Source organism: Pseudomonas sp. GW821-FHT05H12, from assembly GCF_059419385.1.
Map to the genome: position 1 here is coordinate 77,974 of NZ_JBWKRS010000020.1, position 15,325 is coordinate 93,298.

Annotated in this window: 13 protein-coding genes; all 13 read right to left on the bottom strand. The window is 50.7% G+C overall.

The window, feature by feature from the left end; genetic code table 11:
* Positions 1–8: 8 nt before the first annotated feature.
* Entirely contained in the window at positions 9–2,285 is a 2,277-nt protein-coding gene (locus AC07SU_RS18720) for an O-antigen ligase family protein (RefSeq protein ID WP_494997850.1), read from the bottom strand.
* Positions 2,286–2,357: 72 nt separating this feature from the next.
* Positions 2,358–3,260 carry a glycosyltransferase gene (locus AC07SU_RS18725; protein WP_494997851.1) on the bottom strand — a complete coding sequence of 301 codons (903 nt, stop codon included), beginning with the start codon at positions 3,258–3,260 and terminating at the stop codon, positions 2,358–2,360.
* Positions 3,257–4,138 (bottom strand): glycosyltransferase family 2 protein, encoded by an 882-nt coding sequence (locus AC07SU_RS18730; RefSeq protein ID WP_494997852.1) that lies wholly within the window; start codon positions 4,136–4,138, stop codon positions 3,257–3,259. Before AC07SU_RS18730 ends, AC07SU_RS18725 begins: the two co-directional genes overlap by 4 nt.
* Complete coding sequence (locus tag AC07SU_RS18735) at positions 4,132–5,418, bottom strand: O-antigen translocase (RefSeq protein ID WP_494997853.1); 1,287 nt, start codon at positions 5,416–5,418, stop codon at positions 4,132–4,134. Before AC07SU_RS18735 ends, AC07SU_RS18730 begins: the two co-directional genes overlap by 7 nt.
* Entirely contained in the window at positions 5,418–6,545 is a 1,128-nt protein-coding gene (locus tag AC07SU_RS18740) for a DegT/DnrJ/EryC1/StrS family aminotransferase (RefSeq protein WP_494997854.1), read from the bottom strand. The genes AC07SU_RS18735 and AC07SU_RS18740 overlap by 1 nt, the downstream gene beginning before the upstream one ends.
* A 70-nt stretch (positions 6,546–6,615) precedes the next feature.
* The gene (locus tag AC07SU_RS18745; RefSeq protein ID WP_494997855.1) at positions 6,616–7,032 is read right to left on the bottom strand and encodes a sugar 3,4-ketoisomerase; all 417 of its coding nucleotides are present in this window, start codon (positions 7,030–7,032) and stop codon (positions 6,616–6,618) included.
* Positions 7,029–8,066, bottom strand: coding sequence for an NAD-dependent epimerase/dehydratase family protein (locus AC07SU_RS18750; RefSeq protein ID WP_494997856.1), 1,038 nt, complete (start codon positions 8,064–8,066; stop codon positions 7,029–7,031). The genes AC07SU_RS18745 and AC07SU_RS18750 overlap by 4 nt, the downstream gene beginning before the upstream one ends.
* Before the next feature lie 37 nt (positions 8,067–8,103).
* Complete coding sequence (tviB, locus tag AC07SU_RS18755; protein ID WP_494997857.1) at positions 8,104–9,381, bottom strand: Vi polysaccharide biosynthesis UDP-N-acetylglucosamine C-6 dehydrogenase TviB; 1,278 nt, start codon at positions 9,379–9,381, stop codon at positions 8,104–8,106.
* Positions 9,382–9,750: 369 nt separating this feature from the next.
* Entirely contained in the window at positions 9,751–10,038 is a 288-nt protein-coding gene (ihfB, locus tag AC07SU_RS18760) for an integration host factor subunit beta (RefSeq protein ID WP_034102647.1), read from the bottom strand.
* Positions 10,039–10,170: 132 nt separating this feature from the next.
* Positions 10,171–10,455, bottom strand: a complete 285-nt coding sequence (locus tag AC07SU_RS18765) for a hypothetical protein (RefSeq protein ID WP_176998565.1) — start codon at positions 10,453–10,455, stop codon at positions 10,171–10,173.
* A 161-nt stretch (positions 10,456–10,616) separates the two neighbouring features.
* The gene (rpsA, locus tag AC07SU_RS18770) at positions 10,617–12,302 is read right to left on the bottom strand and encodes a 30S ribosomal protein S1 (RefSeq protein WP_176998564.1); all 1,686 of its coding nucleotides are present in this window, start codon (positions 12,300–12,302) and stop codon (positions 10,617–10,619) included.
* A 120-nt stretch (positions 12,303–12,422) separates the two neighbouring features.
* Positions 12,423–13,112, bottom strand: coding sequence for a (d)CMP kinase (gene cmk, locus AC07SU_RS18775; protein WP_016971485.1), 690 nt, complete (start codon positions 13,110–13,112; stop codon positions 12,423–12,425).
* Entirely contained in the window at positions 13,109–15,319 is a 2,211-nt protein-coding gene (locus tag AC07SU_RS18780; RefSeq protein WP_494997873.1) for a bifunctional prephenate dehydrogenase/3-phosphoshikimate 1-carboxyvinyltransferase, read from the bottom strand. The genes cmk and AC07SU_RS18780 overlap by 4 nt, the downstream gene beginning before the upstream one ends.
* Positions 15,320–15,325 lie beyond the last annotated feature (6 nt).

Sequence of the window (15,325 nt, forward strand, 5' to 3'; positions counted from 1 at the left end):
AATACCTACTAATCCGTTTGAGCAGGGGAAGTCGCGAGAGCTGCTGTACTTAGCTTGATTGGCGCACGGACAAATTGCGACGCGAGCATCAGACCGAGCAAAAACCAAAATACTCGCTGATACATAACCTCATGAAAAAGACTCATCAATGCAAAACCTAACAGCAATAAAATAATTGCATTATCTCTAACACTGCGTTTCTTTTTAAAGAATGCACTGATAAACAGATAAACAAACATCAAGGCAAAACAACTCAATCCGGCAATGCCAAACTCAGTGAGTACCCACAGCGTAGTGTTGTGAATAATCACAGGAAAACCGACAAGCTGGCTGCTCTTGTTAAAAAAGTAGCCCAAGCCATTACCCCACCAAGGAGATTGTAGCCAGGCGGTTATTGCCGCACTATTGATAGAGGCTCTACCTGCGTCACTTTCAGACATTGAAAATTCGGGTTGAATTTGTATATGCGGAAATGACAAATCATAACCAAACACGAAAGTGACTAGATCATTGAAAAAATCAAGCACCGCAGGAAGGTAAATTATGAAAGCATAGAGGACACAGGAAACGAAAAACGATGCCATTAAATGAGAGCGCTTCATCACATTGAAGACGCCAGCGAACAACAGGAGCATCAAAATAGTGACAATACCAGAACGCGAAGATGTATAGAAAATTCCGACTGTCATTATCGTCAGCGCCACAACAGCAAAAACACTGCACTTGATGGACGGAAACGCCCGCAAGTATCTCCCCTGATAAAGCGGAGACAAGCTAATAAACGCTGCAGCAACACAGATGATCTGAAATGCCAGTGCATTCCTATTACCGACGTATCCATCAATTGAGTAGGTAAAGCCGGACCAATGAATGACTCCGTACAGATGAAGAATCCTAAGTGCAATCTGCAGGATGATGATCACACAGATAACTGCAACCATAGTTTCAACTATTCGCCTAGTCCCCGGCAAACCATAGTATGCGGCAGCGAGGTAACCAGCGGACGCAAAACCCAACAAAACAAACCAGCCAAAGACTTTACCCAGCGCCCAACCGTTAGTTCCAATACTATAGAAACCATGGGCATAACCTAGGAACATAACAAGTGTGACAAGTAACAATAAGGAGTTGACCCGAATAAATCGCCAGCGTGGGGCTGAACGATTAAAGACTGCATTCAAGAGAACAACCGACAGTGCAAGTATCGCAAATGGGTCAGCCAAGTTCACGCTGATAGCACTTTCACCGTATTTTATTATTATCTGGAAAAAAATAAACAATGATACACAGAAACAAAGCACCCACGCCGCAGAGCGCTCTAGGTAAGCCCCCCCAAGCTTACGCTGAGCTAAAGGGATGTCCACCTCCCCCCCATTCACTGGCTGGGCCATTGCATGCTTACCTTTACGTAAGGCAAATGGCGCCAAGCTGATCACCGAAAGTATAGATAAGAGGCCACATAGTATAGAAGCTGCAAGGGCTTGTTCGGCACTCACCGCGAATGTCCCCAAGACAGAAACCGAAACGATTTCGCGCAGCCCCCAACCACCAAAGCTAACGGGCAACCCTGCGGCAAACGATACAATGGCAGCAGCAGAAAACAACTGCAGCATGCTGACATTTGGAGCTACTACAGAAAAAAGGCAGGCAAAACACGTCAGCATCAAAATGTTGCTTGTGGAGGATATTAACGCGACCTCCAACAGTCGCTTGGCATTCCTTTTTGCGAGTAAACTACTGCCAATTTTAACTTCAAACCTACCGATGCCCAACGCCAAGCTTAAAACCAACGCGAACAGCAGTACTGAGAAAATCTCGACAACCGGTAACTCATCTAGATACTTGCTAACCACCCCTTCGAGTAAATACAAAGCACCCAACATGGCAAACGCAGCGCTGATTACCGCGACGACTGTCCGCTCATAGGCTGCAATGACCGCGTTTTCAACCGCCGATACACCCGCAGATTGTAAAACTGCCTGACGACCGGCCATTTGTCCAAATAAAGGAATCACTAATAAAGATGCAATATTGGCAGCCGCACTGGCTTTAAACACCAACAGCCAGGACAGCGGATGATCAAAATGAGATAAAATACGCCAGAACCTGAAGGTCACTACGACCACGTTCCCAACCATAAGGGCAAAGACCAACACTAATAAGGCAGGAGGAAACTGTTGTGCGTGGGACAGAATATCCGCAGGGCTCAAGTAAAACATAAGCCCTGCCAGTAAGAATAACGAAACAACGGCACCCACTATCTTCTTAGCTTTTTTGACATCCATCTACACCCCCGACAGCTCACATTGCCAGCATCAACTACAAAACAAATCAACAACAAGCACCTCAACCACTAACTACTGAAACAACCTCAATATGCGCCTAATCCTAATACGTAAAAAAAACAGGGGCGCAAGACTGTTCGTAGACATAGCCTTTTTGAACAACGACAATCCTCGCCAATACTCACCAGCAATAAAAAACTTCATAGAGAATGCTATGTTTCGTTCGGAAACAGATTTACTAGCGACCGCCTTGAGCGAGGGATACTTCTCAGCAACGATATCCAGCGTCTGCATAACTTCTGCATACTGCTGCCGCAAATGACTACCCCCCGTAATATTATTGGCGTGCCTGCGATAACGCGCGTAGACACCTTCAAGGTACTTAATCTCACCACCAGAAAGCATCAAAACTTCAATATACCAAAGCCAGTCTGACGCAAATTTTATGCGTTCATCGCAGGCTGGCAGTTTTTTATTTCGGATCGCTACCGAACAACCACAACCAAATGCCCCACGTCGGACCAGCTCTGCCGCTCCACCTTCGTGCTTACCATGCATGTCATTATAGAGATACATGACTCGATTTGAGTCAGAGTCAAATACCTCAACATCATGATACGAAATTGTAACGTTTGGATTGTCTTCAAGATGCTGCACTTGCGCCGCGATCTTTCCAGGGCAGAAAACGTCGTCACCACCCAGCACAAAAATCACATCTCCCTGACAACGTTCCAGGCACGCATTAAAATTCCTGGTAATACCAACATTCGCATCGAAATAAATCTTATCGATATTCATTGCGGATTGTTGCTCGAACTGATCAATCACATCACACGTTCGGTCGCTTGACGCATCATCACCGATAACCAGTTGAACGCCAGGATATTCCTGGAGTGCAACCGACTGCAACGCCTCCAAAATAAATGACTCGTGATTATAGGTAAGAATAATAATAGAAACTGATAGCACACTCATCCTACAAGCCTCTTGCTCATCAACCGAACCAGCTTTTTAAAAGGAATACCAAAGCAAAGGCCGGCCAGCAAAAAGCGCAAACCAGTCAAATACTTACGCCCTCTAAACAGGCTTGCCGAGTGCGAAAAAAATATATTAGATATAGACTTGTTACGTAAACCTGACTCTTCTGCCGAAAAAAACATACAGGGAACTTCAAGCCTCATTGGAAGAGTTTTCCAACAGTCCGAATGGGTATTTCCAGAATGAAGTCGATATTGAAAGGTTGCCAAGTTCTGAAATCCGACTTTATAACTTTTTAGAAAATACAGCAGTACAACCCAGTCATCTGATTTAAACTTCCTTCTCAACCCCGAAACCTCTCGCATTAAATCTGCTTTCATCATCGCAGACTGTAGCAAAGGTGCAGAGGTGTCATCGACGGCACAAAATGTGTACCCTTGACCGGATTTTAAAGCACGCTCGAATTCAGATAGGTTTTGCCTTGTAAAAACATTACCTTGTTCGTTGATTATTTCTCCCAACGAATAAACACAATCAACATCATTTTCATGCAAGAAGCTCACTTGAGCTGCTATTTTATTAGGCAGCAACACGTCGTCCGAACCAATCAGCGATATATATGCACCCCTGCACACTTCCAAGGCGCGTTCGATAGCACCATTTACACCAGTATTTACTTTACTTTCAATAAATACAAAATCATATTTCTCTTGAAGACATCTGATTTTCTGAACACTGTCATCCGGAGAACAATCATCAACCACTATCAATTCATAACTGCTACGCGCTGCCGTTTGATTCATTATCGACTCAATTGTTGCACAGACGAAACTCGAGTGATTATACGACGGCACTATAATACTTACCTTCAACATTCCTTGTGCCCCTCGCCTGCTTCTAGAATTTTATGCTTTCGAAACCACAAAAAGAAAAACAGGGCTAGCGCTATCAAATAACAAAAATAGTTAGCCGCGTAAGCTATGACTACTCCATCGCTGCCGTAATAGGCCGAAAAAAACTTTGTCGCAAAGAAAAAACCAAATGAAAACATAACTTCAGTAACGATAAAAGGAATGACCAATGCCCTCGCCCACAACAAAAAACCCAACACCCAACTCGTTATCTTCAATGTATCGCCAACCACTTGCCAAGCGACCAAACCTTCAATCGGTAAAAAATCACTGGAAAATAGCAGTTTTATCAACCACTCCCTTAGCAGATAAACACTGGCACTTCCCAATAGTGCAACGGGAACAATCATGCACAGCGCTTTCACAACTTCAAGCCTAAGCTTTGTGATCGATTTGATTTCCGAGTATCTAGGAAGAAAATACAAACTTAAGGTCGTAGTTACCAGCATCAGGTAGGCACCGCTAAGCCTAGTCAACGCTTCCCAATAGCCGGCAAAATCAATACCGTAGGCGCCGATCAAATAATCGCGAACCATCATACTCGACAAGGGTACACACGCAGCCGATACTCCGACCATAAGCGAAAACTTCAATAGCTTAAATAACGCCTGCTGATCAATTGCACCGACCAGCAATCGAAAGCTGAACCAGGATTTACGCGAGCAGATATAAGCCGTTGCGACACAGGCGATAGACTGGTAGACCGAAAGTGACACCAACGCACCGTACAGCCCAAAATAAACGGATAAAACAACGACAACTACAAAGCTCAGCAAACTGCCAATAATATTGGCAGTCACGTAGGCCGCCACTTCTTTCTTGCCATTCAGTATCGCCAACAACAATGAATTTAGAACAAAGAATATCAAACCGCAGGAAAGCCAATAAAAGACCGTGTAATGGGTTTCAATGCTCAAAAAGTAACGCGCCAGAGGTCTGGCAAATAGAGCGATCAGTAAGGCTGCAATGCAAGCCCCAACTAAAGAGACAATGCCTGCTGTGGCCCATATCCTGTGCTGCCGATCGCTATCTCCTGCGTATTCCGCCGTGTACTTTGTCACACCCGTATTCATTGAACCACCGGCAAAGGTGGTGATCATCTGAACCAAATTTTGAAACTGCCCTAATGCCGCATACCCTGCAGGACCGACATACACGGCCAATATTTTATTTATCCCTAGCAAGGTCAGCATTTTAATTACAACCGCGACAGCATTGAGCAAACTGGTTCTTACAAAAGTCATTATGCACTAACGCCGTTGAAACTGTTGCACGCCTCAACAACCTGCGTTGCCTCCGCGATGCTCAGAGTCGGCCCGATCGGTAGGCTCAGGACTGTTCGATGGATATTTTCCGTTATATCCAAGGATAGTCCATTCAGGTGTTGATAGGCTGCTTGCTTATGCGGTGGAATAGGATAGTGAATCAACGACTGTATGTCGTGCTTCAGTAAATGTGATTGGAGTGCCTCTCGCTGTTCACTGCGCACCACAAAAAGATGCCAGACATGAGACTTCATATTCCGTACATCCACAACTGGCCGCAACGGCAACGCGATAGTCGGATTATCGATATGATCCATGTAGAACTGGGCAATTTCCCGCCGGTGCGCGGTTTGTACATCCAGATACTTGAGTTTGACACTCAGCATGGCCGCTTGAATTTCGTCAAGACGACTATTAACGCCTTGGTACATGTTATGGTAACGCTGATGCGAGCCATAATTTCTAAGTGCCTGGAGCGCATTCGCTAACTCATCACTGCTGGTCACAACAGCGCCTGCATCGCCCAATGCGCCCAAATTTTTTCCTGGGTAGAAACTGAACCCTGCCGCATCGCCCCAGCAACCAGCTTTCTTCCCATTTGAGCTAGCGCCGTGTGCTTGCGCTGCATCCTCCAGTACAAGCAATTTGTGGGATTTGGCAATGTCCATCAACTCAGGCATGCATGCAAGCTGCCCGTACAAATGGACAGCAAGGATAACGCGGGTTCGAGAAGTCAAAGCAGCACGCGTGCGTTCAGGCGATAGATTGAACGTCTGCTCATCGGGTTCAACCAGTACGGGCACCAGGTTGTTTTCTGTAATTGCGAGAATACTGGCAATATAGGTATTTGCCGGCACAATAACTTCGTCACCGTCCTGCAGTTTACCCATCAACTTCCAGGCACGCAGTGTCAAAACCAGCGCATCGAGGCCATTGGCCACCCCAACACAATGCTTTGCGCCACAGTATTCGGCGAATGAAGCCTCAAATTGATTCAGCTCTTGACCCGCTATATACCAACCAGAGTCTACAACCCTTGTGCACGCGCCAATCAGCTCGTCACGCATCGATGCATTGGCAGATTTAAGATTCAAAAACTCAATCATTGTAAAGTCACTCACATTCACTTGATACTTATGAAACATCTTAGTTACTAAATTGACTCAGGCATTTACATCAGACCGACGGCTGGCTATCCGCTACGGCGGCCAAAAACTCGGAATAATCCCTTATGTAATCACTCTCGTCGTAATGTTCACTGGCCAAAACCAGCAATACACAATCTTCGCTGAAATTGTGCATTTCTCGCCAAACCAAGTCCCCAATGACCAGCCCTTTGGTCGGCGAGTCCAGCCTAGCCATACTTCGGACAGAGCCGTTGTCCAGAATCATTTCACAATGGCCTATTACGCACACCGCTACTTGCTTAAGATTACGGTGCGCATGAAAACCTCGAGCGACACCTTCTTGTGTACCGAAGATGTAATAGACCCTTTTAATCTCAAAGGGAACGGTCTTCTCGGCCTCTATCGCAACCAAAGACCCACGATCATCACCTAGTGGTGGAAAGCTGACCCACTCTAAGCTATTCATTTCACACCTTGCGCCAAGGCGTTAACGTACCAAGGCATGGCCACAGCAATACCTTGTTCCACGCTGTACTCGGGGGCATACCCCAACAGCGCCTTGACTTTCCCAATGTCAGCTTGTGAGTGCTTGACATCGCCTGCCCTGAAGTCTCGATACACCGGACTACGCTGACGAACAACACCATTCTTGGAGAGTTCTGCAGCCAGCAACGCAAACAATTGGTTCAATGTCGTACGGTCGCCCACAGCAACATTATATATCTGGTTCAAGGACTCAGCGCTTGTACTCGTCGCCGCGAGCAAGTTGGCTTGGACAGTATTCTCGATGAAACAAAAATCCCGACTGGTTTCACCATCGCCGTTAACATAGATATCCTCACCGGATATCATCGAAGAAATCCACTTCGGGATAACCGCTGCATAAGCACCATTGGGATCCTGGCGCTTACCGAAAACATTAAAATAGCGAAGTCCTACAGTATTGAAACCGTAGCAGCGAGAAAATACATCAGCATAGAGTTCGTTTACATACTTTGTCACAGCATAGGGAGAAAGAGGCTTGCCGATGATAGACTCAACCTTAGGCAACCCAGGGTGATCGCCGTAAGTGGAGCTACTGGCTGCATAGGTGAAGCTTTTCACCCCTGCATCTTTGGCAGCAACCAACATGTTGAGAAAACCATCAATATTGGTGCTATTGGTGTTAATCGGGTCATTAATCGAGCGCGGAACAGAGCCCAAGGCTGCTTGATGCAAGACGTAGTCAACCCCCTGACAAGCTGAGTTGCAGTCTTCCAGAGACCTTATATCACCTTCGACAAAGGTAAAGCGTGCCCATTGTTCGACACTGACAAGACCTTGCACTTCTTCAAGGTTTTTCTTGTGCCCCGTAGAAAAATTGTCTATTCCAACCACCCACTGCTCGGCCAATAGCAGTGCTTCCAGAAGATTCGAGCCAATAAAACCGGCAACGCCTGTCACCAACCATTTTTTGGGGGACGTCGAAATTTTCGAAAGAATCTTCTTATATTCATTCATGCTGCACCTACCCTAGTAATTATCTTAACCGAGTGTTCTATAGACGCAAATCAGACTCTTCGGCCTTCAATAGATACTTCAGGTCATAAAGTACGTGCTTTGTCTTGCCGTAACTGCGTATTTTTGCTACGCCCGCTTGACGGAATTCTTCATGTGCTACCGCCAATATTATACCATCGTATGCAGACTCGTCGGGAGCGGCTATAGGACGAATGCCGTACTCTTCCCCAGCCTCTTCCTTGCTCACCCAAGGGTCGTACACGTCAACGGCGATATTGTATTCAGCCAGCTCACTAACAATATCGACGATGCGGGTATTTCGCAGATCAGGGCAATTCTCCTTGAACGCAAGACCCATCAGTAGAATACGCGCACCGTCTACCTGAATCTGCTTCTTGAGCATGGCCTTGACCATCTGCGAGACAACGTACGCCCCCATTCCGTCATTCAACCTGCGTCCGGCCAATATAATTTCCGGGTGATATCCGATCGATTGCGCCTTGTGCGTCAGATAATAAGGGTCGACACCAATGCAGTGCCCGCCAACCAACCCTGGCCTGAATGGTAGAAAGTTCCACTTCGTTCCTGCCGCCTCCAAGACCGCCTCGGTATCAATCCCCATCTTATTGAAGATAATTGCCAGCTCGTTGATCAAAGCAATATTCAAGTCACGCTGAGTATTTTCGATCACCTTGGCCGCTTCAGCCACTTTTATACTGGAAGCCTTGTGCGTCCCCGCGATCACAACTTGATTATAAAGCTCGTCAACCAACTCGGCGACTTCCGCAGTCGAACCGGCAGTCACCTTCTTGATAGTTGTCAGCCGGTGAACTTTATCACCTGGATTAATCCGCTCCGGGCTATAGCCAGCATAAAAGTCCCTGTTAAATTTCAAACCTGAAACTCTCTCCAACACAGGAACACAGACTTCCTCGGTGGCGCCGGGATAAACTGTAGACTCATAGATAACAATATCGCCTTTCTTTAACACTTTACCGAGCATTTCCGAAGCCTTGATCAGAGGCGTCAGGTCCGGCTGCTTGTAACTATCGATTGGCGTCGGCACAGTGACGATATAGGTATTACAAGCCACTAGATCTTCCTGATCCGAGCTGAACGACAACAAACCAGCCTCTTTCAGCTCCGCAGTACAGACTTCCAGTGTGGCGTCATGCCCAGCCTTCAACGCATCAATCCTTGCCTGGTTGATGTCAAATCCGATCGCCGGACGCTGCTTGCCAAATTCAACAGCCAGTGGCAACCCCACGTAACCAAGGCCTATTACAGCCAGTTTGATGTCATCCAGTTTTAGCATGTGTATATCCATTAATCCGTTGTCGTAAAAATCGCCTCTGCGATTTTTATAAAGCCATTACCTTCATGCCTTCACCCCGCAGATGCAGCACAAAGGGTGAAAACCATTCTCACTAAAAACAAAAAAAGCCCTAACAGGCCTTAAAATAAAATAGTCCAGCCGCGAAAATAACAACACTTCATTATACTAGTATTGAGGTTTTATCTTTAGCGTTCTGGCGCTCGAAAACAGGGAAGATGGAAATTGCAGGGCCCAAGGCCCTTAAATTCGCCAAACAGATGGGGCTCGTTAACCCACTGCATCGGATCGAAAAATATCCGAGAGCTATTTGAAACCAGCGCTAAAGGTGGCTGATACCTTGCCCCCCCCCTACTCTTCCTCTTCATTCACCCGATCCCTTAGCTCCTTGCCCGGCTTGAAATGTGGTACAAATTTGCCGTCCAGGCTGACGGACTGGCCGGTCTTCGGATTACGTCCTACGCGGGGGGCGCGGTAGTGTAGAGAAAAGCTGCCAAAACCGCGAATCTCGATGCGATCGCCGGTGGCCAGGCACTGGGACATTTGCTCAAGCATGGTCTTGATAGCCAGCTCCACATCTTTGGATGAGAGCAGCCCTTGATGGGTGACAATTCGTTCGATCAACTCCGACTTCGTCATATTTTTCCCTTCTTTTTCAAGCAGCTAGGAAAAGCGCTTCGAAGGTTTTAGCATGACTTGATGAATTTGAACAGCCCACACGCCAACTTATCTGCACGATCAATTCATACCGATAAAACGCGCCTTCCATACTCAATTACACATCACCAGCATCGTCCGGGTCACCGCACCCGCAGGGTTCCAGCCAAACAGGTAATCACCCTCATCATCCTTGGCATCGCTGGACCTGGTAATGACCTTGTAGCCCTGCTGCTTGCACTCACGGGCAGCGCGCTTCTCGCACTTGTCCCAATTGGAACCGAGACCCGAGCAGTCGATCTCAATGCCACTGACACCGTGCCTGGCGTGAGTCTTGGCGCTGGTAGCGGAGCACCCTGCAAGCAACATCATGGCGAATACAACTATAAGCCTATTCATTCAGATCCTTATTGAATCAGCGACACAAGTGCGATTTCTTCAAAGACTATAGTTAGATCTGACCCCGCTCGATAGCCCAAGGTTCTCGGGCGGTGATTCAACAAATTTCAGGCACAAAAAAGGGCGACCGAAGTCGCCCTTTTTCTATAGCTTTACAGAACTTAGTTCTGCTTAGCCATTGCTTCGCGCAGCAGGGAGGCCATGGTGGTCTCGCCTTGTGCAGCTTCCGGAGCCGATTTCAGGCTCTGGATAGCTTCTTTCTCTTCAACTTCGTCTTTCGACTTGATGGAGAGCTGGATTACGCGGCTCTTACGATCAACGCTGATGATCTTGGCTTCTACTTCCTGGCCTTCTTTCAGAACGTTGCGCGCGTCTTCAACGCGGTCACGGCTGATTTCGGAGGCTTTCAGAGTCGCTTCGATATCGTCGGCCAGAGTGATGATGGCGCCTTTAGCGTCAACTTCTTTCACAGTGCCCTTAACGATTGCGCCTTTGTCGTTCTCTTGAACGTACTCGGAGAACGGATCGCTTTCCAGTTGCTTGATACCCAGGGAGATGCGCTCGCGCTCTGGGTCAACCGACAGGATAACGGTGTCCAGCTCGTCGCCCTTCTTGAAACGACGAACAGCTTCTTCGCCCACTTCGTTCCAGGAGATGTCGGACAGGTGAACCAGGCCGTCGATGCCGCCGTCCAGACCAATGAAGATACCGAAATCGGTGATCGACTTGATGGTGCCGGAGATTTTATCGCCCTTGTTGAACTGGCCAGAGAAATCTTCCCATGGGTTAGATTTGCACTGCTTGATGCCCAGGGAGATACGACGACGCTCTTCGTCGATGTCCAGAACCATAACTTCCACTTCGTCGCCGACTTGTACGACTTTCGAAGGGTGGATGTTCTTGTTGGTCCAGTCCATTTCGGAAACGTGTACCAAGCCTTCAACGCCTTCTTCCAGCTCAGCGAAGCAGCCATAGTCAGTCAGGTTGGTAACACGTGCAGTTACGCGAGTGCTTTCTGGGTAACGGGCTTTGATAGCAACCCATGGATCTTCACCCAGTTGCTTCAGACCCAGGGAAACACGGTTGCGCTCGCGATCGTATTTCAGAACCTTGACATCGATCTCGTCGCCAACATTGACGATTTCGGAAGGATGCTTGATACGCTTCCAAGCCATGTCGGTAATGTGCAGCAGGCCATCCACGCCACCCAGATCGACGAATGCGCCGTAGTCGGTGAGGTTTTTGACGATACCTTTGACTTGTTGGCCTTCCTGCAGGGATTCCAGCAGAGCTTCACGCTCGGCGGAGTTCTCTGCTTCCAGGACGCTGCGACGGGAAACGACAACGTTGTTGCGTTTCTGGTCGAGTTTGATGACCTTGAATTCGAGTTCTTTGCCTTCCAGGTGCGTGGTGTCGCGCACAGGACGAACGTCGACCAAAGAACCTGGCAGGAACGCACGGATGCCGTTAACGTCGACAGTGAAGCCGCCTTTAACCTTACCGTTGATAACGCCCTTGACCACTTCTTCAGCTGCGAAGGCTGCTTCGAGAACAATCCAGCATTCAGCGCGCTTGGCTTTTTCACGGGACAGCTTGGTTTCACCGAAACCGTCTTCAACCGAGTCCAGAGCAACGTGAACTTCGTCACCGACATTGATAGTCAGGTCACCAGCATCGTTGTAGAACTGTTCCAGCGGGATCAGAGCTTCAGACTTCAGACCAGCGTGAACGGTTACCCAGCGAGCTTGGTAATCGATATCAACGATAACACCGGTGATGATGGAGCCTGCCTGAAGGTTCAGGGTTTTTAGGCTTTCTTCAAAGAGTTCCGCAAAGCTTTCGCTCATTTTAATTCCTGTTGATAAGGGCGAAGAATACGCCCATCTCCACACCCCAGACGGTGTGGGTCAGTTTCAGTTAAAAGAAGCCACCGCAGGACTATGACTGGTCCCCTGCGGCCTTCTTGATCACCCGGCGATATCGCGAATGGCGATTTCGCTCAAGATGCGTTCCAGCACCTGCTCGATGGACAGCTCCGTGGAATCCAGCTGTATGGCATCAGCCGCCGGCTTTAGCGGGGCTACTGCGCGCTGGGTATCACGCTCATCGCGTGCACGGATCTCATCTAGCAGACTCGACAGACTAACACCATCGACTTTGCCCTTCAACTGCAAGTAGCGGCGGCGAGCCCGCTCCTCGGCGCTGGCGGTCAGGAAAATCTTCAGCGGCGCGTCCGGGAACACCACGGTTCCCATATCACGCCCATCAGCCACCAGGCCCGGCGGCTCCTGAAAAGCCCGCTGACGCTGCAGCAGCGCATCGCGCACGGCCGGCAGCGCGGCAACCTGGGAAGCCCAGGAGCCGACTTGTTCGTTACGCAAGTCATCGGTCACATCATCCCCTTCCAGGATGATGCGCTGCGGATGACCTTCCGTCGCGCCGACGAACTGCACATCAAGGTGCGCCGCCAGCAGCTTCAGGGATTCTTCATTGGTCAGGTCGACGCCATGGTTGCGCGCAGCAAACGCCAGCAGGCGATACAGTGCGCCGGAATCCAGCAGGCACCAGCCCAGGCGCTTGGCCAGGATGCCGGCGATCGTGCCTTTGCCCGAGCCGCTTGGCCCGTCGATGGTAATCACCGGTGCTTTGATATTCACAATTGAGCCTCTTGGGCAACACGGATGCCAACGTGGGCACACAGTGTAAGAAAGTTCGGAAAAGACGTAGCAACATTGGCGCAGTCACGGATACGAATCGGCGCCGCCGCCCGCAGGGAAGCCACGCTGAACGCCATGGCAATCCGGTGATCGCCATGGGCATGGACTTCACCACCACCCATCAGGCCACCGTCAATGATAATCCCATCGGGGGTCGGTTCACACTTGACCCCCAGCGCCAGCAGACCGTCGGCCATCACCTGGATGCGATCGGACTCCTTGACGCGCAACTCCTCGGCACCGCGCAGCACGGTACGCCCTTCGGCACAGGCCGCCGCCACAAACAGCACCGGGAATTCATCGATCGCCAGCGGCACCAGCGCTTCGGGGATCTCGACCCCCTTCAACGCAGCGGCGCGCACGCGCAGGTCAGCCACAGGCTCGCCACCCACTTCACGCGGGTTCTCCAGAGTGATATCCGCGCCCATCAGGCGCAGGATGTCGATCACCCCGGTACGCGTCGGGTTGATGCCGACATGCTCCAGCAACAGCTCGGAGCCCTCGGCAATCGAAGCCGCCACCAGGAAAAACGCCGAGGAAGAAATATCCCCTGGCACTTCAATATGGGTAGCGGTCAGCGCGTGGCCGGACTCTACGGACGCAGTAGCGCCATCCACCGCCACCGGATAACCAAAGCCACGCAACATACGCTCGGTATGGTCACGGGTCGGCGCCGGCTCCGTCACTGACGTCTTGCCCTCAGCGTACAGCCCCGCCAGCAACACGCAGGATTTGACCTGCGCACTGGCCATCGGCAACACATAATTCAGGCCCTTCAACACCTGACCGCCCCGAATGGTCAGCGGCGGGCGCCCTTCCGGCCCGGTTTCGATCACCGCGCCCATTTCCCGCAATGGCTTGGCCACGCGACTCATCGGGCGCTTGGACAAGGAAGCATCACCGGTCAGCACGCTGTCGAAGCGCTGCGCTGCCAACAAGCCGGACAGCAGACGCATGGACGTACCGGAGTTACCGAGATAAATCGGCCCCGGCGCCGCCTTCAGCCCATGCAAGCCCACGCCATGAATAGTCACGCGACCATGGTGTGGCCCTTCAATCACCACGCCCATGTCGCGAAACGCCTGCAAGGTCGCCAGGGCATCTTCGCCCTCCAGGAAACCTTCGACCTCGGTCACCCCCTCAGCCAACGACCCCAGCATGATCGACCGATGGGAGATCGACTTGTCGCCCGGCACCCGGATGCGCCCGCTCAAGCGGCCACCCGGTTCGGCGAGAAAGGTCAATTCATCGGCGTTCACTGCGGTTTCCATGTAGGCCCGGCGCGCCAGGATCTTGCTGAAATGCTCACGCGCCACCCGCGCACGGGTGAACACGCCCAATAATTGGTGGCCATCCCCGGCATCAACCGCGTCGCGCAAGGCGTCGAGATCACTGCGGAAGGTGTCCAGGGTGCGCAACACTGCCTCACGATTGGCGAGGAAGATGTCATGCCACATCACCGGATCGCTGCCAGCAATGCGCGTGAAATCGCGAAAGCCACCGGCGGCGTAACGGAAAATCTCCAGGTTTTCGTTGCGCTTGGCCAACGAGTCCACCAAGCCAAACGCCAGCAGGTGCGGCAGATGACTGGTCGCCGCCAGCACTTCGTCGTGACGCTCGACCTGCATGTGCTCGACATCCGCGCCCAACTCTCGCCACAGGCGATCCACCACCGCCAGCGCAGCCGGATCGGTCTGTTCCAGCGGTGTCAGGATCACTTTGTGACGGCGGAACAGCTGCGCATTCGACGCCTCCACCCCGCTCTGCTCGGAACCGGCAATCGGATGCCCCGGCACGAAACGCGCCGGCATGCCGCCAAAGGCCAGCTGCGCGGCGCGCACCACATTGCCCTTGGCACTCCCGACATCCGTGAGGATCGCCTGGCCGAGGTCCATGCCAGCCAACAACGCCAGCAACTTCTCCATGGCCAGGATCGGCACAGCGAGCTGGATCACGTCAGCACCCTGGCACGCGAGCGCCAGGTCGGCCTCACAGCGATCCACCACGCCCAACTCAACCGCCAGCTTGCGCGATTGCGGGTCCAGGTCCACACCGACCACTTCGCGGCACAGGCCGCTTTCACGCAGGCCCTTGGCGAAGGAGCCGCCGATCAACCCCAGGCCGACCACCACCAGGCGACCGATCATAGGCAC

Coding starts and splice junctions, on each gene's coding strand:
- AC07SU_RS18720 (WP_494997850.1), bottom strand. CDS start 2,285: ATGGATGTCAAAAAAGCTAAGAAGATAGTGGGTGCCGTTGTTTCGTTA.
- AC07SU_RS18725 (WP_494997851.1), bottom strand. CDS start 3,260: ATGAGTGTGCTATCAGTTTCTATTATTATTCTTACCTATAATCACGAG.
- AC07SU_RS18730 (WP_494997852.1), bottom strand. CDS start 4,138: ATGTTGAAGGTAAGTATTATAGTGCCGTCGTATAATCACTCGAGTTTC.
- AC07SU_RS18735 (WP_494997853.1), bottom strand. CDS start 5,418: ATGACTTTTGTAAGAACCAGTTTGCTCAATGCTGTCGCGGTTGTAATT.
- AC07SU_RS18740 (WP_494997854.1), bottom strand. CDS start 6,545: ATGATTGAGTTTTTGAATCTTAAATCTGCCAATGCATCGATGCGTGAC.
- AC07SU_RS18745 (WP_494997855.1), bottom strand. CDS start 7,032: ATGAATAGCTTAGAGTGGGTCAGCTTTCCACCACTAGGTGATGATCGT.
- AC07SU_RS18750 (WP_494997856.1), bottom strand. CDS start 8,066: ATGAATGAATATAAGAAGATTCTTTCGAAAATTTCGACGTCCCCCAAA.
- tviB (WP_494997857.1), bottom strand. CDS start 9,381: ATGCTAAAACTGGATGACATCAAACTGGCTGTAATAGGCCTTGGTTAC.
- ihfB (WP_034102647.1), bottom strand. CDS start 10,038: ATGACGAAGTCGGAGTTGATCGAACGAATTGTCACCCATCAAGGGCTG.
- AC07SU_RS18765 (WP_176998565.1), bottom strand. CDS start 10,455: ATGAATAGGCTTATAGTTGTATTCGCCATGATGTTGCTTGCAGGGTGC.
- rpsA (WP_176998564.1), bottom strand. CDS start 12,302: ATGAGCGAAAGCTTTGCGGAACTCTTTGAAGAAAGCCTAAAAACCCTG.
- AC07SU_RS18780 (WP_494997873.1), bottom strand. CDS start 15,319: ATGATCGGTCGCCTGGTGGTGGTCGGCCTGGGGTTGATCGGCGGCTCC.